At 68.8% G+C, this 19,480-nt stretch carries 16 protein-coding genes; 9 read left to right on the top strand and 7 right to left on the bottom strand.

Annotation, left to right across the window (positions count from 1 at the left end):
* Positions 1–275: 275 nt before the first annotated feature.
* From QMK24_RS05380 to QMK24_RS05350, 7 genes are all read left to right on the top strand, one after another.
* The gene (locus QMK24_RS05380; protein WP_283463967.1) at positions 276–1,952 is read left to right on the top strand and encodes a glycoside hydrolase family 13 protein; all 1,677 of its coding nucleotides are present in this window, start codon (positions 276–278) and stop codon (positions 1,950–1,952) included.
* A gap of 75 nt (positions 1,953–2,027) precedes the next feature.
* Entirely contained in the window at positions 2,028–3,350 is a 1,323-nt protein-coding gene (locus QMK24_RS05375; RefSeq protein WP_283463965.1) for an ABC transporter substrate-binding protein, read from the top strand.
* Positions 3,351–3,359: 9 nt separating this feature from the next.
* A complete protein-coding gene (locus QMK24_RS05370) occupies positions 3,360–4,712 on the top strand; it encodes a carbohydrate ABC transporter permease (protein ID WP_283463964.1) in 1,353 nt (450 codons plus the stop codon).
* The gene (locus tag QMK24_RS05365) at positions 4,709–5,650 is read left to right on the top strand and encodes a carbohydrate ABC transporter permease (RefSeq protein WP_283463963.1); all 942 of its coding nucleotides are present in this window, start codon (positions 4,709–4,711) and stop codon (positions 5,648–5,650) included. The genes QMK24_RS05370 and QMK24_RS05365 overlap by 4 nt, the downstream gene beginning before the upstream one ends.
* A 337-nt stretch (positions 5,651–5,987) precedes the next feature.
* Positions 5,988–6,527 (top strand): hypothetical protein, encoded by a 540-nt coding sequence (locus QMK24_RS05360; RefSeq protein WP_283463962.1) that lies wholly within the window; start codon positions 5,988–5,990, stop codon positions 6,525–6,527.
* 540 nt (positions 6,528–7,067) lie between these two features.
* Positions 7,068–7,664, top strand: coding sequence for a TetR/AcrR family transcriptional regulator (locus QMK24_RS05355; RefSeq protein ID WP_283464063.1), 597 nt, complete (start codon positions 7,068–7,070; stop codon positions 7,662–7,664).
* 115 nt (positions 7,665–7,779) lie between these two features.
* Positions 7,780–9,528: a protein kinase domain-containing protein gene (locus QMK24_RS05350; protein WP_283463961.1), complete on the top strand. Its 1,749-nt coding sequence runs from the start codon at positions 7,780–7,782 to the stop codon at positions 9,526–9,528.
* An 83-nt stretch (positions 9,529–9,611) separates the two neighbouring features.
* Here QMK24_RS05350 and QMK24_RS05345 read toward each other — a convergent pair whose 3' ends face one another.
* Both QMK24_RS05345 and QMK24_RS05340 read right to left on the bottom strand, forming a co-directional pair.
* Positions 9,612–9,980 carry a DUF427 domain-containing protein gene (locus QMK24_RS05345; RefSeq protein WP_283463960.1) on the bottom strand — a complete coding sequence of 123 codons (369 nt, stop codon included), beginning with the start codon at positions 9,978–9,980 and terminating at the stop codon, positions 9,612–9,614.
* 171 nt (positions 9,981–10,151) lie between these two features.
* Positions 10,152–11,234, bottom strand: coding sequence for an ATP-dependent DNA ligase (locus tag QMK24_RS05340; protein WP_283463959.1), 1,083 nt, complete (start codon positions 11,232–11,234; stop codon positions 10,152–10,154).
* Positions 11,235–11,289: 55 nt separating this feature from the next.
* Here QMK24_RS05340 and ligD point away from each other — a divergent pair, with 55 nt between their 5' ends.
* Entirely contained in the window at positions 11,290–12,339 is a 1,050-nt protein-coding gene (gene ligD / locus QMK24_RS05335) for a non-homologous end-joining DNA ligase (protein WP_283463958.1), read from the top strand.
* A gap of 40 nt (positions 12,340–12,379) precedes the next feature.
* Here ligD and QMK24_RS05330 read toward each other — a convergent pair whose 3' ends face one another.
* The 4 genes from QMK24_RS05330 to QMK24_RS05315 form a co-directional block, all read right to left on the bottom strand.
* Positions 12,380–12,568: a hypothetical protein gene (locus QMK24_RS05330; protein ID WP_283463957.1), complete on the bottom strand. Its 189-nt coding sequence runs from the start codon at positions 12,566–12,568 to the stop codon at positions 12,380–12,382.
* A 393-nt stretch (positions 12,569–12,961) separates the two neighbouring features.
* Positions 12,962–13,936 carry an SCO0930 family lipoprotein gene (locus QMK24_RS05325; protein ID WP_283463956.1) on the bottom strand — a complete coding sequence of 325 codons (975 nt, stop codon included), beginning with the start codon at positions 13,934–13,936 and terminating at the stop codon, positions 12,962–12,964.
* Positions 13,937–14,180: 244 nt separating this feature from the next.
* On the bottom strand, positions 14,181–15,662 hold the full coding sequence (locus QMK24_RS05320; protein WP_283463955.1) for an NADH-quinone oxidoreductase subunit NuoF family protein: 1,482 nt from the start codon (positions 15,660–15,662) through the stop codon (positions 14,181–14,183).
* Entirely contained in the window at positions 15,650–16,678 is a 1,029-nt protein-coding gene (locus QMK24_RS05315) for a hypothetical protein (protein ID WP_283463954.1), read from the bottom strand. The genes QMK24_RS05320 and QMK24_RS05315 overlap by 13 nt, the downstream gene beginning before the upstream one ends.
* Before the next feature lie 540 nt (positions 16,679–17,218).
* Between QMK24_RS05315 and QMK24_RS05310 the strand changes: the two genes are divergently transcribed.
* Positions 17,219–18,289, top strand: coding sequence for a PucR family transcriptional regulator (locus tag QMK24_RS05310; protein WP_349361988.1), 1,071 nt, complete (start codon positions 17,219–17,221; stop codon positions 18,287–18,289).
* 180 nt (positions 18,290–18,469) lie between these two features.
* On the opposite strand, the gene QMK24_RS05305 is transcribed toward QMK24_RS05310, so the two are convergent.
* Positions 18,470–19,366, bottom strand: a complete 897-nt coding sequence (locus QMK24_RS05305) for an RNA polymerase sigma factor (protein WP_283463952.1) — start codon at positions 19,364–19,366, stop codon at positions 18,470–18,472.
* Between the last annotated feature and the right edge of the window lie 114 nt (positions 19,367–19,480).

The following is a 19,480-nucleotide window of genomic DNA, read 5'->3' as shown; positions in this document are numbered from 1 at the left end:
CCAGTACTCGGACATTAGATCCATTTGCGATCATAACTCTCTCCCTGTAGGTCACTTTCGTGTAGCTCTCTTGACACCTCCCTGACTCATCTACTTAACATGTATGCATAACGCCGGTCCTGACGAGTTCTGTCGTCACAGGCGCATCACCCTTCCGCGATCGCACCAGGTGCGTCGCTTCGCACTGCCCGCAGGCGGTGGAAAGCGACACCGGATCGCCTCTCACAGCGCCAGCGCCGACGAGTTCGCGCGCCCGGATTCAGAATGGTGACGGGATGTTCACAGCCCCAGTCGAGGACTCCATCCGCCGCGAGACGGACACTCCCGCCGACCGCCCGCAGCCCTGGTGGCGTGACGCCGTCGTGTACCAGGTGTACGTCCGGAGCTTTCTCGACAGCACCGGCGACGGCGTCGGCGACCTCGCCGGAGTGCGTGTGGGACTGCCGTACGTGCGCAGGCTCGGAGTCGACGGCATCTGGCTGAGCCCCTTCTACCCCTCGCCGCAGCACGACCACGGATACGACGTCGCCGACTACTGCGCGGTGGACCCGCTCTACGGCGACCTCCACGAATTCGACCGCCTGGTGGCCGATGCCCACCGGCTCGGGCTCAAGGTTGTCATCGACATCGTCCCCAACCACTGCTCCAGCGCCCACCCGTGGTTCCAAGAGGCGCTGGCAGGCGGCCCGGCCGACCCCGCGCGTTCCCTGTTCCACTTCGCCGACGGCCGAGGCGAGGACGGAGAACTCCCGCCCAACAACTGGCGGGCGATGTTCGGCGGACCGGCCTGGTCACGCGTCCGGGAAACCGACGGCCGGCCCGGCCAGTGGTACCTGCATCTGTTCACTCCGGAGCAGCCGGACCTCAACTGGCGTGATCACCGAGTCGGCCGCCACTTCGAACACGTCCTGCGGTTCTGGCTCGACCGCGGCGTCGACGGCTTCCGGATCGACGTGGCAGCCGGCCTGTTCCGTCACCCGGAGCTGCCGGACTCACCCGACCCGGCGGCCGACGAGCGCACCAGGGACTCGGTGAACCCCCTGGCGTGGAACCAGCCCGAGGTACACGATGTCTGGCGTCGCTGGCGTGCGGTGTGCGAGGAGTACACCGCACGCGACGGCCTGGACCGGCTGCTGGTTGGCGAGGTTTCGGTGCCGACCGCCGCCGACCAAGCCGCCTACGTACGCCCCGACGAGCTGCATCAGGCCTTCTTCTTCCACCTGTTGAGCGCACCGTGGAGCGCCGGTGAGTTCCGCAAGGTCATCGACGACGCCTTGCGGGACATCGCCGGCACCGGATCCACCGTCACCTGGGTACTCAACAACCACGACCAGGTCCGCACCGTCACCCGGTACGACGGCGACACGGGCGGATTCGGTGCCACCCGGGCGCGCGCCGCAGCGCTGCTGATGCTGGCGCTGCCGGGAGCCGCATATGTCTATCAGGGTGAAGAACTCGGCCTGCCCGAGGTTTTGGACCTGCCGGACGACGCCCTGACCGACCCGATCTTCCACCGGACCGGCTCCCGCCGCTACGTCCGCGACGGCTGCCGGGTCCCGCTGCCGTGGTCCGGTCACGCGTCACCCTTCGGCTTCACCGCCCCGGGAAGCACGGTGCAGCCATGGCTTCCGCAGCCGGCCTGGTTCGCGGAGCACACCACCGACCGCGCGCTGAGCGACACCGGATCGTTCTGGCACCTCTACCGCGAGGGGCTGAACCTTCGCCGGCAGCTTCCCCAGCTCGGCGAGGGCAGTCTGCGCTGGCTGGAATCCCCACCACAGGTCCTGACGTTCGTCCGGGGCGACGGCATGGTCTGCGCCGTCAACTTCGGCGACGACCCCGTTCCCGCCCCTGTCCCCGGCATCCCGCTGCTCGCCAGTGCCGGCTGCCCGCCCGGGACGCTGCCGGCCAACACCGCCGCCTGGTGGGTCGGCGGCCTGCCCACCTCCTGACCGGCACCACATCGGACGGCGCACCACCCCTCGGCCGCTCCCGCCCGGGACGGCACCCACGAAAGGACACCGGCAATGAAGCGCATAGCGACAACGACCGCGGCAGTACTCAGCCTGGCATTGGCGGCGACGGCCTGCTCCGGCGGGCAGAACACCACCGACAGCGCCGGCGGCACGCAGGAACTCAAGGGCCAGACGGTGACTGTGGCGGCCGTGTGGACCGGTGTGGAACAGGCGAACTTCAAGAAGGTGCTGGACGCCTTCTCGGCGAAGACCGGCGCCAAGACCACCTTTGTCTCCACAGGCGACAACGTGTCGACGATCATCGGCAGCAAGATCGAGGGAGGCAACGCCCCGGACGTCGTCATGGTGCCGCAGCTGGGCGTGCTCCAGCAGTTCGCCCGCAAGGGCTGGCTCAGCCCGCTGTCCCCGCAGATCGGCACGACCGTCGCGACGAACTTCGCCAAGGCGTGGAAGAACTACGGCACGGTCGACGGCACCTTCTACGGGCTGTACTTCAAGGGGTCCAACAAGTCCACGGTCTGGTACAGCCCCCAAGCCCTCAAGGACGCCGGAGTCACGATCCCCACGTCATTCGAGGAGATGCTCACCGCCGCCGGCAGCGTCTCCGACTCCGGACTGCCGGCGTTCGCCGTCGCCGGTGAGGCCGGCTGGCCGCTCACCGACTGGTTCGAAAACCTCTACCTCTCGCAGGCCGGCCCGACACACTACGACGAACTGGCGCAGCACAAGATCCCCTGGACCGACCCCACCGTGGTCAAGGCCCTGACCACGCTCGGCCGGCTCTTCTCCAACGACCGCCTGATGTCCGGCGGCCGCTCGGGCGCGCTGCAGACCGATTTCCCGGAATCGGTGAACCAGGTCTTCGGCAAGACCCCCAAGGCCGGCATGGTCTACGAAGGTGACTTCGTCAGCGGCCTGATCTCCGGGTCGCTGCACAAGAAGGTCGGCCAGGACGCCAAGTTCTTCCCGTTCCCCGCAGTCACCGGCGGCGTCAAGCCGGTGGTCGGCGGCGGAGACGCCGCGGTGGCGCTCAAGGCGGGAAAGAACCCGAAGGCCGCGATGAAGCTCATCGAGTTCCTGGCCGGCCCCGAGGCCGCCGGTATCTGGGCCAAGGAGGGCGGATACCTCTCACCCAACCGGAAACTCGACACCTCCGCCTACCCGGACGACACCACCCGGCAGACCGCCCAGTCTCTCGTCGACGCCGGCGACACGGTCCGCTTCGACATGTCCGACCAGGCCCCGGCCGCCTTCGGAGGCACCCAGGGATCGGGCGAGTGGAAGATCCTGCAGGACTTCCTCCGCGACCCGTCCACCCCGCTGAAGACCGCGCAGGCGCTGGAGACCGCGGCCGCCAAGGCTTACAAGAGCTGAGGGAGCGACATGTCCGTGATCACCCGTCAGGCGTCGCACGCCACGGCCGGGGACGGGGGGCGCTCGCCCCGGCAACGCTCCGTCCGGCGCCGCAAGGTCACCGCTGTGGTCTTCGCCTTCCCCGCACTGCTCCTGCTGGGGGCGCTCGTGGGATACCCCGTTCTCTACTCCATCTTCCGCAGCCTCTTCGACGCGTCGGGAGACCGGTTCATCGGTCTGGGCAACTACAGCGAGATGTTCCACGACCCCGCCACCCTCAAGGCCATCCGCAACAGCGCCATCTGGGTCGTGGTCGCGCCGGCAGTGCTGACCTGCCTCGGCCTGATCCTGGCGGTGCTCACCGAGAAGGTGCGCTGGGCCACCGCGTTCAAGGTCCTGATCTTCATGCCGATGGCGATCTCCTTCCTCGCCACCGGCATCACCTTCCGTCTCGTCTACGAGCAGGACCCACAGCGAGGCGTCCTCAATGCCATCACCGTCGGAACGCACCACCTCTTCGTCGACGAATCCTCATACCCGGGGGCGAGAGCCCGGGACGAAACGGTGCTGGCCGCAGAGAAGGACGGCTCCTACCGCACCGCACACACCGTCCGGCCGGGCCAAACCCTCACACTCGGGCTGGTCGGCCTTCGGCCCGAATCCCTCCCCGCCGGCGCGCGGCAGGCCCAGAGCTCCCCGGCCGGAAACGACACGGTAGCCGGAACCGTGTACCTGGACTTCGCGCCCGGCGGGCGCGGCAGGCCACAGCAGATCGATCCGCTGGAGCACGGACTGCCGCAGATGGCCGTCGAACTCACCCGCGGCGCACATGTGGTCGCCCGGGGTACCACCGGGTCCGACGGAACGTTCCGGTTCACCGGCCTGAAGCAGGGCGACTACGGCGTGCGTCTGCCGGCGAGCAATTTCGCCCAGCCCTACGGCGGCGTCTCGTGGCTCGGTCCCACCCTCGTCACACCGGCCATCATCGGCGCCTATCTGTGGATCTGGACCGGCTTCTCGATGGTCCTCATCGGCGCGGGCTTGTCCGCGCTGCCCAGGGAGGTACTGGAAGCGGCGCGCATAGATGGCGCCGGCGAGTGGCAGATCTTCCGGCGGGTCACCGTTCCGCTGCTTGCTCCTGTGCTGAGCGTGGTCTTCGTGACCCTCGTGATCAACGTGATGAAGGTCTTCGACCTGGTCTTCATCATCGCTCCCGGACCGGTCCAGCAGGACGCCAACGTGCTGGCCCTGCAGATGTGGCTGGTCTCGTTCGGCGGCGGCAACAACCAGGGCCTGGGCAGTGCCATCGGCGTCGTGCTGCTGCTCCTGGTGGTCCCGGCGATGATCTTCAACATCCGACGCTTCCGCAGGAGCCAGGCATGACCGTGCATCAGAGCGCCGCCGCCGCGGATCGGACCACGGCGCCCGCGTCGTTCAGCCCGTCGCCGGCGACAACACATCGTGCGCCGCAGTCCCGCCGCGCCGCCGGACTCGCGCGCCGGCTGAGAGGCGGCATCATTCACAGCCTGCTGATCATCATTGCCCTGATCTGGCTGGTCCCCACACTCGGCCTGTTCATTTCGTCCCTTCGGCCGGCCGAGGACAATGCCACAACCGGCTGGTGGACCACGCTGACTCACCCAGCAGGACTCAGTTTCGGCAACTACGCCACCATCCTTGCCGACAGCGGCATAACGCAGGCGTTCTGGAACACGGTCCTCATCTCCGTGCCCACCACCATCGCCGTCGTCGTGCTCGGCTCCATGGCCGGTTACGCCTTCGCCTGGCTCGAGTTCCCCGGCCGGGACTGGATTTTCGTACTGGTCGTGGGCATGCTCGTGGTCCCCGTGCAGATCGGCCTGCTCCCCGTCGCCAAGCTGTTCGGCGCGGTCGGCCTCTTCGGGTCCCTCACCGGTGTCATCCTCTTCCATGTCGCGTACGGGCTGCCCTTCGCGATCTTCCTCCTCCGCAACTACTTCGCAGAGATCCCGCGAGAGATGCTGGAGGCCGCCCGTATGGACGGGGCGACCGAGTGGGCGATCTTCACCCGCCTTGTGGTGCCGGTGGCCAAACCCGCGATCGCCAGCCTGAGCATCTTCCAGTTCCTGTGGGTGTGGAACGACATGCTGGTCGCGCTGATCTTCGCCGACAGCGGATCACAGCCCCTCACCGTCGCCCTGCAGTCCCAGATGCGGCAGTTCTCATCCAACATCGATGTACTGGCCCCGGGGGCCTTCCTCTCCCTCATCGTCCCGCTCGTCGTCTTCTTCGCCTTCCAACGCCACTTCGTGCAGGGGGTCATGGCCGGCTCCGTCAAGTAACCGCCCGGGCAGCGGTCTCCGGTGAGTCACCGCTCCGCCGGAACGGGTGCCGTACTGACAACACCGGAGCGAACCGGCCTGCCTCCAATGACCCTCTGTCGGCGCGGGACAAACGCCGGGTGTACGACCGCCACCTGGATGCTGCTGCCGGGCCCGCCCCGTGTAACAACTCCCTTCATAACCCCATGCCTTCACCAAGCGCGTGCCATGTGTGCGTGAGGAGTACGTGGAGGTCGTCTGATGTTCACCGCAGAGGTCTACCCGCATAGATGCGGTGGGTGGTGTCATACCGGAAGCCGCCCGGCCCCACCCGGGCACCAACTCGCGGGAGACCCCCATGCGCCCGACTCTGCGCCTGACCGCCACCGCGGCCGCGCTCACTCTCACGGCCGCCGGACTCATCGCCGTCACCGGTGGCACCGCCACCGCGACGGCCGCGTCCGTCTGTTCGCAGTCCTACCTGCCGCTGCCCGATGCCACCTGCCAGCCCGGCGCCCTCAACCCGGCCGTCACACAGGCGACGATCCACTCAAGGATCTGCGTCGGCGGCTACAGCACCTCCATCCGGCCGCCCACCAGCTACACCAACGCCCTGAAGGTCAAGCAGATAGCCGAATACGGGTACGCCGACAATTCCACCGCGGACTACGAAGAGGACCACCTCATAAACCTGAGCCTCGGCGGTGACCCCCGCAGCCCGCAGAACCTGTGGCCCGAACCGCGCTACCAGGCCGGCGGCTCGACAGCCGGCGACAAGGACACCGTGGAGTTCAAGCTCTACAAGGCGGTCTGTGCAGGAACGATTCAGCTCGCCCCCGCCCAGCAGGCCATCGCCACCGACTGGACCACCGCCCTGGCCGCCGTCGGCATCGGCTGACCCTCTCCGCATCCACTGACCCGCGTCGCCCTCGGCGCGCGGGTCAGTGAGCAGAGCATTGAAGGGAGCCCCGCGTGATCCGTCTCCGTGCGGGGCTCCGTCAGCCCAGGCCGAGTTTCGCCAGTGCCGTGGACCAGTCCGTGACGATCGCGCTCTGCGCGGCAGCCAGGGTGGTCCTGCCGGAGCACACGGCGGTGTGGAGCTTGGACTCGACAGAGTCCCTGGGGTGCTGAAAGCCCGCTGGGTTGGAGGAAACTCCAGATCAGCGGGCTTTTTCGTGCGCCGGAACGCGACGATCACCGAACGATGCCCGGAGGGCCGGGCGTCTGATCGGACTCGTGACCAGCCATGGCCGGAATGTGGACCGGCCGACGCCCGCTGTGGAGAGGTTTTCTAGATAAATTCTCTAGTTCTGATCTAGGCCGGCCGGCATGGTGAATGAGGTCGTGGGGGCGGTCGTGGAGGAGACCGTCGTGGTCGATCGGCGGTCCGGCGATGTCTCCTAAGCAGCAACGGGGCTAGGCGACCGTCGACCAGCTCCTGACCACGGCGTTGTACCTGTTCGCCGAGTCGGGCCGGCAGGGCTTCACCGTCAACGCCGTCACCGCGGCCAGTGGAGTCAGCCAGGGCAGCCTCTACCACCACTTCGGCAGTTTCGACGGCCTCGCCGCCGCGCTCTACACCCGGTGCATGGAGCAACTGTTCGACGAGATGACTGCCGCGCTGAGCCGCACGCGTACCGCCCGCACCGGGGTCCGCGCCCTCGTCCTGGCCTACCTGCGCTTCACCGCGGAGCACCGGGAAGCCGCTCTCTTCCTCCACGCCTCCGCCTACTCCGGCTATCTGGCCGCGCATGCCGAGGAGATCCACGCCGTCAAGGCCATCAAGCTGGCGGACATGGCCGACTGGATGCAGGCCCGGATCACAAGAGGCGAGATCATCCCCATCCCGGGCCCCTTGATCGAGGTCCTGATCATGGGCCCGGTCGCCGAGGCAGCGCGCCGCTGGCTGTCCAACACCTACGACCTCGACCTCGACCAGGCCGCGCGCATTCTCCCCGACAGCATCTGGCGATCCCTGCGGCCCGACGACGCCGTCGATGTCGGTGCCGACGACATGGACGGTGCAGGGAACTGATGGACAGTCCGTGACATAGGTGAGGGGGTTGGCCTCCTCGGCAAACTGTGCGACCGACGATCCGCCGCGGCGGAAGAAATGACACGAGGGGCGAGGTACGAGGGGTCGGGGGACTGTGCTCGGGGGCCGTTACACGCTGACGGAGCGGATCGGCAGCGGGGGCATGGGCGCTGTCTGGCGCGCCGACGACGAGGTGCTGGCGCGGCAGGTCGCGGTCAAGATCCTGCATCCGGCGCTGCTTGAGGACGGCACGTTCGCCTCACGCTTCCGGCGCGAGGCCCAACTGCTCGCCGCACTCCGCCACCCCGGCATCGTGGACATCCACGACTACGGCGAAAACGGCGACGACTCCGAGGACCGGGTCGCCTACATCGTCATGGAACTCATCGACGGACAGCCGCTGCACGAGGTCCTCGCGGAGAACGGGCCGATGCCGGCCGGGCAGGCGCTCGGCCTCCTCGCCACGGCGCTGGACGCGCTGCACGCCGCGCACCAGCAGGACATCGTGCACCGTGACCTCAAGCCGTCCAATCTGATGCTCCGTGGCGACGGCCAGGTGACGGTGACCGACTTCGGCATCGCGCGCGCCATGGCGAGCACCAAGATCACTGCCTCTCACGCGGTGCTCGGCACTGCTCTCTACATGGCCCCCGAACAGTCCGAGGGCGCGGCCGCCACCCCGGCTTCCGACCTCTACTCGATCGGCGTCGTCTGCTACGAACTGCTCACCGGAGAAGCTCCGTTCACCGGTGAGAGCGTGCTCGAAATCGTGCTCAAGCACATCAGGGAGCCCGCGCCGGAACTCCCGGCCGCCTTCTCCCAGGCGGTTCGCGACTTCGCCGCCACCGCACTGGCCAAGAGGCCCGAGGACCGCTTCGACGACGCCGCGATGGCGGCCGCAGCGCGTGCTGCGATCGGCGACGGGTCTGTGGCCGCTGCTCCCGCTGCTCCTGCTGTTCCCGCCGCCCCTGTGGACGCCACCCCCGTTGCTCCCGTGGTCGCCGCCCCCGCAGCGGACGACGTCGGCAGAGCCGGGGGGGTCCCGCGCTGTTGCCGAGCGGGCCCCGCGCTGGAAGCGGCGCGGCTTCCTGGTGCCCTTCATCATCCCGGTGATCATCACGGCGGGTGCAAGTACGGTCCTGCTCATCGACCGGACCCCCTACCGGTCCGAGGCGAACGCGCCCGATCCGCGGCAATCCGCCTCGGCGTCCAATACAGGGGGTACCGGTGCGCCGTCGCCCGGGGCTTCGACGGCCGGCACCGGCACGGCCGCTCCCCCCGGTGTCACCGTCCCACCGAGCACCGGGAACCAGCCGGTGAACCTGGTGCCGGGCAGCGGCGGAGTGGCGGGCGGGCAGGGCAACCCACCGCGTGGCGGCGGCGCCACCGAGCCTCCGGCCAACTCTCCGGCCCCACCTGCTTCGACGCCCGAGCCCGGCCCTCCGGCGCAGACGCCCACCAAGCCCAAGGGCTGCGGCGGCACGAACTGGGGCTCCATCGTCAACGTGGGCGACGGCGGCAAGGTCGGCTTGGCCAAGGACGGTCTGGCAGGGGGCACCGCAGTGATCATGGGCGGCGCGACCGCCTACGGCTGGGTGCATTCCGTCCCCAGCAGTTGGCACCAATTCAATCCGTGCAACATGAGTGGCCCGGACCTCGTCCAGGAGACGAACGGGAACGTGTCCCTCTCGACCGTTTCAGCTATCTGGCGAACTGGAAGGTGGAGGGCGCAAGTACACCGGGCGCCTACTACCTCAAGGACTACATGGGGGACCGTTGCCTGACCGACGAGGGTCTGGGCAGGCAGCTCACCATGACCGCCTGCACCCCCGGCAACAAGGCCCAGGAGTGGAGGATTCCCTAGTGTCCTGAGCCGGGCATGCGACCGCGAATTGAAGCATCGCCACCGCAGTGCGGTGGAGCAAACGGCGGTCGGAGGTGTTGGTACTACGTTTCGTCGGTGACGACCGCGGTGTCGTAGAAGCAGAGGTGATCTTTGATCTGGGCGACTTCGGGGATGGGCTCCGGATACGACCAGACGAGATCCTTGGCGCCGTCCGGCAGGGACCAGTACGAGGCCGTGCCCTTGAAGGGGCAGAACGTGTGGCTCTCCGACGGTGTCAGCAGGTCCATTCGGACGTCCGCTGCCGGGAGGTAGTACCGCACCGGCAGGCCGGTCTCGCGCAGCAGCAGTGGCCGGTGGCTGTCCGCGAGGACTTGACCGGCGTGCTCGACCCGCACGTGCAGTGTGCCCTGCTCGATCTCGACCGTGTGCCCACGGGCGCTGCTCTGCTCGGTGTGCGGCTGATCCGCCATGACGGCTCTCTTTCTGCTCGTTGCTTCCTGCCCTTTCAGGGAGCGCTGACGAGCCCCGCGTTCTTCCCGGGACGGCCGAACCGGCGTACGGTCACTCGCCCGGCGGTCGGGCGGCGCGACCGGGCCGGCTCGCAGGAGGCCGCCGCGAGGTCGCCTCAGCGACGAAGTCGGTCACTCACCGGCCGACTCGCCCGACAGCACCTCGGCGAGGTCGTACCGGAGCGGTTCCTCCAGCTGGGAGTACGTACAGCTGTCGGGGGAGCGGTCCGGGCGCCAGCGTCGGAACTGCGCGGTGTGCCGGAACCGGTCGCCCTCCATGTGGTCGTACGCCACCTCCGCGACCCTCTCCGGGCGGAGCGCCACCCACGAGAGGTCCTTCTTGCCGGTCCAGCGGCTGGTCGCGCCGGGCAGCCGGGCGCCCTCATGGGCCGACTCGTCCGTCCACGCCGCCCAGGGGTGGCCGCCGGCCACCGGGTCGTCCATCCGCAGCGGTTCCAGCTCGGCCACCAGTTCCTCGCGGCGCTTCATCGAGAAGGCCGCGCAGACGCCCACGTGCTGCAGTACGCCCGAGTCGTCGTACAAGCCGAGGAGGAGCGAGCCGACGATGGGCCCGCTCTTGTGGTGGCGGTACCCGGCGACCACCGCATCGGCGGTCCGTTCATGCTTGATCTTGCACATCAGACGGGCGTCCGGCCGGTACGGGAGATCGAGCGGCTTGGCGATCACTCCGTCGAGACCGGCGCCCTCGTACCGCTCGAACCACTCCCGGGCCACCGCGATATCGGTGGTGGCAGGCGCCAGATGGACAGGGGCGAGGGCCCCCGAGAGGGCTTCGGCGAGGGCGGGGCGCCGTTCGGCCAGTGGACGGTCCAGCAGGGACTCGTCGCCGAGAGCCAGCAGATCGAAGGCGATGAAGCTCGCCGGAGTCTGCTCGGCGAGGAGCTTGACGCGGGATTCGGCGGGGTGGATGCGTTCGGTGAGCCGGTCGAAGTCCAGCCGTCCGTCATGGGCGATGACGATCTCGCCGTCCATGACGCAGCGCGCCGGCAGCTGGTCCAGGAGCGCCTCGGCCAGCTCGGGAAAGTAGCGGGTCAGCGGCTTTCCGGTACGGCTGCCGATCACCAGCTCGTCCCCGTCGCGGTGCACGATCGCCCGGAACCCGTCCCACTTCGCCTCGTACTGCATACCGGGCGGAATCTTTGCCACGGACTTGGCGAGCATCGGCTTCACGGGCGGCATGACCGGTAGATCCATGCATCCGATTATTGCCGATATGCGACCTTCGCGCCCTTCGCCTACCGTGGCGTGCATGGGCAAGGGCGACGGCAAGGACATCGGCAAGGGCGAGGCGGTGGAGCTGGAGGTCGGCGGCCGGACCGTACGGCTGTCCAGCCCGGACAAGGTGTACTTCCCGGAACGCGGCTACACCAAGCTGGACGTGGCCAGGTACTACCTGGCCGTCGCGGACGGCATTACGCGCGCGCTGCGCGACCGCCCGACCACCATGGAGCGCTATCTCCACGGCGTCGAGGGCGAGTCCTTCTATCAGAAGCGGGCCCCCAAGAACCTGCCCGACTGGATCCCGTCGGCCCGGATCACCTTCCCCAGTGGCCGCACCGCCGACGAGGTGTGCCCGACCGAACCGGCCGCCGTCCTCTGGGCGGCGAATCTGGGGTGTCTGACCTTTCATCCATGGGCGGTACGGTCCGGCCGGCCCGACCACCCGGACGAACTCCGTATCGACCTCGACCCCCAGCCCGGCACCGACTTCACGGACGCGGTCGCCGTTGCCCATGAACTCCGGTCGTTGCTGCAGGAGTTGGGGATGACTGGCTGGCCCAAGACGTCCGGCGGGCGCGGGCTTCACGTCTTCGTGCCGATCAAGGCTCAGTGGACCTTCACCGAGGTCCGGCGCGCCGCGATCGCCGTCGGGCGTGAGCTGGAGCGCCGCATGGAGGGCCGGGTCACCACCTCCTGGTGGAAGGAGGAGCGCGGCGCTCGGATCTTCGTCGACTTCAACCAGACCGCCCGCGACCGCACGATGGCCTCCGCCTATTCGATCCGCCCGAAACCGCATGCTCCGGTGTCGGCGCCATTGCGCTGGGCCGAGCTCGACGACGTGCAGCCGCGGGACTTCGACCTGTCCACGATGCCCAAGCGCTACGCCGAACTCGGCGACGTGCACGCGGACATGGAGGAAGAGTCGTACGGTCTGGAGCCCCTCCTGGAGCTCGCCGACCGCGATGAACACGAACGCGGTCTCGGGGACATGCCGTACCCGCCGGACTACCCGAAGATGCCGGGTGAGCCCAAGCGGGTACAGCCGAGCCGTGCGGCGGGGCGCGGCGGCCAGCCGTAGTCTCGTCACCTCCCCTCAGCCGTGGTGTTCTCGCCTCCTCTCAGCCATGGTGGCCGGTGTGATCGGCCCCCGTCTCGATGGTTCCGCCGAGCACGGCGCGCAGTCCTTGCAGGGCTTCCTGCGACTGGGCCGTGACGACCCAGCGCTTCCCTACGAGGTAGATGCCGCCGTACATCTGGGCCTCCGTCAGCCAGGATTTCTGCCCGGTGTCCGCCGCGAAGGTGAGCATGCGGTACTCGCCCTGATCGGTCCTGCACGCTCCTTGGCGCAGTTCTGTTGCGTCAACGCTGATTTTGGCTGTGCAGCGGATGACGGCGGCGATCTGTTGTATGGAGGCGGGACCGGTCGCAACATGGCTTTGCGTGGGGACGGGATCTGCCGCTACGTGGCTTTTCGTGGGGGAATTACCGGAGCAGCCGCTCAACAGGACCACGCAGAGCGCCGTGATGACTCGTCGAAGTCTCAGATTCGGCACATCAACCTCATTGCTTCGGTCGGAATTCGTCTTATTCGGCTCAGTTCCAGTTCGGCTCAGTTCCCGGTGCCCGCACGGGGATATCCTGGCGCGGTGACCGGGGCGCCTGGACATTCCCGTGCGAAATGACACCATGGGCCGCCGGTTCTAGGAACCAGTTCCAGCCTTCTTGCCGCCTTGAGTAACCGCGAACCACAGACCCATCTTGCCCTGGCCGTTGATGTCACCGGGCTTCAAGTCCCCGGTGAACCAGTAGACCGGCCAGCAGTTGATGGCGAGCTGCTTCGTTCCGTCGGGCCGTGTCACCGTGCCGACCAGCTTGGTGGCCACGCCGCTCACCTTGGTCTTGTCGACAGGCTTGGCGGGCTTCCAGGTGTCCAGGCAGGCGCCGACACAGCCGAACTTCATCGGCCAGGCGCTGTCCTTGTTGAACCGGTAGAGGGTCCTCCACTGCCCGTCCACGATGATCTTTCCGAGTTGGGCGTTGTCGGTGACCGCGAGCTCCATACCGCTGTCCTGGGCCTGGCCGGCGGCCTGCTGTCCGGCCTTCTTGCCGTCGGGCGCCAGCGCGTTCCAGGTCCCGCCCACACCGTGGCCCTTTGTGTCGCCGGCCTGGGTGTCCATGGCGTAGCGGTACACAGGCCAGCCCGCCAGGGTCAGCTGCCGGGAACCGTCCGCCCGGGCGACCTCACCCAGCAGCTCGGGCTTGATGCCCGCGGAAGCGGAGGCGTCGTCCGCCGGAACGGCCGGCCAGGTGATGGCGCAGGCGCCGACGCAGTTGGACTTGGACGGCTGGGCCGTGTCCTTGTCGAACCTGTAGAGGGTGAAGCCCTTGCTGTCGGTGACGATGGGCCCCAGCTTGCCATCGCTCCGCACCGCCAGCACCTTGGCCGCCTCACCCTTCTTTTCCGCACTCGGCGCGGAGCTCGAGCCGCCCGTTCCATAGCCGCTCGAACCGTAATCCGTGCCGTAGCCGGTCCCGATGTCCTTGCTGTCTCCCGCGGGTTGGACATGGTTTTCCTGGGCGGTGTTGCCGGTCTTTCCGTTGCTGCTGCACCCTGCTGTCAGCAGAAAGACCACGGTGGCCGCTCCAGCGAATACCGCACGACGCCTGTTTACCATGATCGCTCCTTCACGTTCGGTCCGGCGGCTTCGCGCCGTCGGTAATGGATACGGGAGGCACGGCGGTTGGCGTTCAGCGGATTCAAAACTTGTCACATCAGGCAAAAAACCGAACGATGTGCGGCGGCGCGACGCTTGAAGTCGCGGCGGCGGGAATTATCTGCGGCGGTCATTCTCTTCACCGGCGCATGGTCGGCCGGGCCGTCGGCGCATTGTCGGCGGCCCCATTGGCCTTGCTGCTGCCCTATTCTTGGATGCGCAGTGCGAGGGCTGGGCAGCGCCGTATCGCGCGCAGCGCCTTCGGGCGCAGCCGTGCGGGCAGCTCCATCGACGCCTGCGTCGGAAAGCCGTCGGCGTCGAGCCGGACGACCTCGGGGAGGATGTCCACGCAGAGCCCGTGCCCTTGGCATAGGGTCCAGTCCACGACCAGCCGCTCGGTGCGCTCTTCAGCGGGTGGCCCGACCGTGGTCTCGTCGGCGGGCAGCGGGAGGATCCCGAGGACCGGCCGGCCGCAGCCGCTGCCGAGCGCGTGGTCCTCGAAGTCGTCGGGGAACGCGGCGAGTCCCGACTCCACGAAGTTCGATGTGCCGTCGGGGTGGCTGCAGGCGCCACGGCGTCTGACCGCTCGCAGGCGTGCGTGTACCGCGTCCAGGGCGGCCAGTCCGCCTCCGTGGGCGGCTTGTTCGATGGTGTCGGCGAGCGCGGGCAGCCCCAGTACACAGGGCCCGCACTGGCCTGCCGACTCACCCGCCATCCAGCGTGTCACCCGCAGGATCTCGCCGACCGGGCAGGTGTCCTCGGGGAGCGGCAGCACCGCTCCCGCTCCGAGCACGGCGCCGAACGTGGCCAGGGATTCCCGGGAGATCTCCGCCGCCTTCGCGGCATACGGGTCCAGCCATTTGCCGTGGTAGCCGCCGACCAGGACGCCCTGGCCGGGGCCGGTGCCGCACAGTTCCAGGACGTAGGTCAGCGGCACCCCGCTCGGCGTCTCCATGACCGAGGATCCGGCGACGGTCACCAGGATCGTGCCGGGTTCGGTCGGCAGCCCGGTCGCGCGGAAGTCGAGGGCGCCGAGCCTGGCCGCGATGGCGAGTTGGGCGTACGTCTCGGTGTTGGACAGCAAGGTGGGCAGGCCATTGAGGCCCCGGTCGCTCGAGCGGACCGCACGTCCGGAAGGCAGAGCGGGACCGTGGTTCAGCCCGCTGAGGAGAGCGGACCCTTCCCCGGTGACGAAGCGCTCGGGCAGCCGGGCCACCCGGAGGGTACGGCCGACCGGGCCGCGTTCTGCGATGGCGTCGCGGACCGACTGCTCGACGTCGGGCCGGGTCACGCCGAGGACGACCTCCTCGGCGCCCAGTGCCGTGGCGGCCAGCAGGGCGCCGTCGAGCACCAGATGCGGGACGTGCAGCAGCAGTGCCGTGTCCTTGAGGCAACCCGGTTCGCCTTCACTGCCGTTGACGACGACTGCCGTGCGCCCGTCCCGGTCGCGGGCCGACCGGGTCACCGCCCGCAATTTCCGGGCGAAGGGAAAGCCCGCTCCGCCGCGGCCGCGCAGGTCGATGTTCTCGGCGAGCGCCACCAGCTCGTCCAGCCGGAGCAGGGGCAGCGAACCGTGCACGGTCAGATGCGTGACGCGGTCCACCCGCGCCACCTCGTCCAGACCCGCGAGGAGCCGAGGCGGTCCCACACAGCCGAGCGCGGGACGGATGCCGGTCACGGCCGCCATCCGGTCGAGCTGTCGAACCGTTGAGTCGGAGGGTCGAACTGCTGGGTCGGGGCATCGAACCGTCGGCCGAACCGCTCCATGCGTTCCGCCCCCTGGCGCGCCGCGTAGGCGGCGGCACGCGGTGGGTACTCCGGCTCGGGCGGTGGGACGATCCGGAGGTCGGGGGGCGATACGGCGTTGCGCCGCGCGGCCACTCCGCGCCGTCTGGACCTGAGTCGTACGGCGAGCACGACGGCGACGCCGGCCAGGCACAGGGCGTACGCCACCGTCACCCAGCCGCTCGCGGGCCGCCCGGACTTGAGGCCGTGCACCAGTGACGCGCCCCATGCCGGATACGCGCCCATGTGCAGGGCCCGCCACCAGTGGGACCGCCCGCCGGAGGCGAATGCGCTGCGCACCGCGCCGGTCGCCGCCACCGTCAGGAAGAGATATCCGGCGAGTGTGCCGAGCCCGATCAGCAGCGGTTGGTGGGCGTCGGTGAAGGGCACGCCCGCCGCGGTCGCGCTGGTCTCCTGGTTCTGGACCTTCACCCAGATGTGCAGGGCGAGGAAGCCGAATCCCGCGGTCGCCAGGCCACGGTGCACGCCCTGGGCGAGCAGCCGGTGGCTGGAGTGCAGCAACAGCCGGTCGGTGGCGGCCAGTCCCCACAGCACGGTGCCAGTGAGCGAGACGAGCGAGAGCACTCCCGCTCCGTAGTCCAGGAACTCCCAAGTCCGGGTGAAGGCCCCCGCGTTGCCCGCGACGGTCAGGGAGATGAGGACTACCAGGACGAGAGCGCTGATCGTGCCGGGACGGAGCCCGGCGGCTCCGGACAGCAGTGGCGGCCGGTGGACGGCCCGCCGCCCGCCGGCCGGGACCGCTCCGGCATGGCGTCTCCTTCGGCGCGACCGGTGTGAACTGGTCGCGCCGGTCACGTTGGTTCCGTTGGTTCCGCCGGTGAAGGGGTGCGCGCGGTTGGGGTTGTTCGAGTTGTCCGGGTTGTTCGAGTGGGGCAACTGCATCTGGGACAAGGGCATAAGGAAAGCCTCCCGAGCGCGGGGGTGCCGAGCACTCCAAGTCGTACCCGGAGCCCAGGGGGTTGGTGTCGGTGCTGCCCGGCGGCAGCGGTGAGCCCAGGGCGGCACGGGCCGCACCGGGGCATAAGCGGCCGGAGGTCGCCGGCGCTCAACGGCGGTCCGACCGGCTCCGGCGCGGGTGTTGGAGGGATCGCCTCCATATCCGGTGAGCAGTGGCCGGGGTGCAGCAGCATCGCCGAACTTCCCAGCATCTCCACAAGATTTATCGCATTGTGACAAGTTCTCGCTCCTGCGTCGTCGTCACGGTGCGCAACTGCGGAAGATGCTCAACCAAGTGCTTCCGGTTCAGCCGGACTCGGGTCTAAACCGGACCGGCCGCACCCTGACGGTAAAGACGGGGCAAAACCCCGGGACCGTCAGCGGGAAGCAACCTCTAGGAGGGTGCAGGAGGACCCTCAACTCCCTTGCCGGAGAGTACGACCGGCGATGGAGGCAACCTCCGCAAGACCTGTCCTCCCCTCAGGCAGGTCTTACCCCGGCATGAACGAGGTAGAGATGTGCGAACTTCTGAACCGCATCTGGTCCCTCCCCCGTGGCGAGTGGACCCGCGTTCTGCGTAAAGAACTCCCGTCACTGGCCGATCAGATGGTCGAGGTGCTTCGGCATGAAATTCCCGGCTTTGCCGACCTTCTGGAAGACATGGGCCGTGAAATGGTCCGGCAGGGGCTCGAAGAGGCTCTGCTGACCGCGCTCGGCTACCGGAAGCCGGAGAAGGACGGCGACCGTGACCAGGTGCCGCCCGCCACCCCGGCACCACTCGACCGGGCACGCCAGGACCTGTTCCAGGCGCTGACCGGTGGCGCGGCCGTATCAGCGGCTTCGCTCCCGGAGCTGGCCCGGCAGGCCGGCTGGCCGCTCCCCGAGACGGTACGGGCCGTCGCTCTCGCCACTCCGGGTGAGACGCAGCAGCTGGCGGCGGCCCTGGAGGGCTGCCTTGTCGGCATGGGCGCCGACGGGCCATGCCTGCTGATACCGAGCTCCGACCCGGACACCCGTGGCGCACTGGAGGCCGCTCTGCGCGGCCGTTCCGCCGCGGCCGGACACGCAGTCCCGCTGCGTGACGCCGGTTCGTCACTGCGCTGGGCACGTCGCCTGCTGAACCTGACCCCCGCGTCCGTAGGCCCGGACGCCCGGGTCGTCTTCGTCGACGATCACCTCTCGACCCTGTTGCTCCTTCAGGACGAGCCGCTGGCCAAGGCGTTGGCGGCCCGCTGGCTGCGGCCGCTGGCAGGACTGACGCCACGGCAGAGCGAGCGGCTGGAGGTGACCTTGCTCGCCTGGCTCGAGGGCGGGGGAGCACCCGAGGCGGCGAAGGCGCTGAATGTGCACCCCCAGACGGTGCGCTACCGCATGCGCCAGCTGGAGAAGCTCTTCGGTCAGGGACTGCGGGACCCGCGCACCCGCTTCGAGCTGGAGATGGCGCTCCGCAGCCGCCGGCTGATGGCGCAGATAGGGCTCCGGCATTCCCGGGTGACCCGCAGGGCGCGAACGGTCACGGCGGGCTTCCGGCCGCTGGTCGTCGCGAGGGAAGCGCGGGTCAACGGACTCTGATCCGCTCCGCGCCTGCCGGGCAGGTCCGCTCCGGCGGATCACGGGCCATCCGTGATCCGCCGGGTACGAGTGGCACGGGACCAGTGGCACGGATACGAGTCGCACGTATATACGAGTCGCGCGGAGACGGGTCACACGCGTACACGAGTCACGCCGACACGAGTCACACGCGGATACGCGTTACAGTCCGGCGGCGACCGCCGCGCGCATCGTCGCGTTGAGGGCGAGCAGTTCGGCGTAGGCCCTCGAGCAGGACGCGCAGCCCGCCAGATGCCGTGCGAGATCACGGCTGTGGGCGGTACCGCCGCGCCGTATCGCCGTGCCGATCATGGCGCTGAAATGACGGCACCGGTCGTCGTCCACGCCGTCCAGGTGGGCGTGCAGATAGGCGGCGCGCAGCCCTTCACGGGCGCGAAAGGCCAAGGAGGTCACACCACTTGGGGTGATGCCCAGCAGGGTCGCGACCTCGTGGGGGGAACCGTTCTCGACGAGGGTGTGCCACAGGACGGCCTGCCAGCGCTCGGGCAGTGTGTTGAAGCTGCGGACGAGCCGCTGACGATCCTCGCTGGCCAGCAGGTGTTGCTGGGGGTCGGTTCCGGCGGACGACTGCTGCCGGCAGGACTCGAAGTCCGGCGTCGGAAGCGCTTTCTGCTCGCCGGCGCTCCACTCGATGGCCGTGTGCCGGACGACGGCCAGCAGATACGACCGCCAGGCCCCCTGCGGACCGGCCCCGGCGCGGACGGCCTGGAAGGTGCGGATGAATGCCTCCGACACGAGGTCCTCGGCGTCGTGAGGGTCGCGGCAGCACCTGCGCGCGTACGCGAGGGTGGCCTCGCGGTGACGGCGGTACAGGATGTCGCCCGCGGCGGGGTTCGCGGTGCCTGAGCCGTAGCCGTCCTTGAGCTGCCGGGTGAGCTCCTCGTCGGAGGGCAACTCCTGGTCGGAGGGAAGCTGCTTGCCGGCGGGCAGATGCTCATGGGAGGTCAGTTCCCCGTCGGTGGGCCCGGCTTCCTGCCCGCCGGCCTCCTGCTCGCCCGCGCGTTGATGGTCGTCCGGGGCTTCGCGAGAGCCAAGCACCGCAACACCTCGCACATTCGGGCATCTACGCCGTTCGTTCCGGATTCGGCCCGGCTCCCGTAGACGTGTTCCATGGGACGTGCGCCGAACCGTACCCGTTCCACAGTCACCGCA

The sequence above is a fragment of the Streptomyces sp. PH10-H1 genome, from assembly GCF_030063355.1.
Lineage (GTDB): Bacteria > Actinomycetota > Actinomycetes > Streptomycetales > Streptomycetaceae > Actinacidiphila.
The sequence above is the reverse complement of the archived record's forward strand: the minus strand, read 5'-3'. Positions and strand labels throughout refer to the sequence as shown.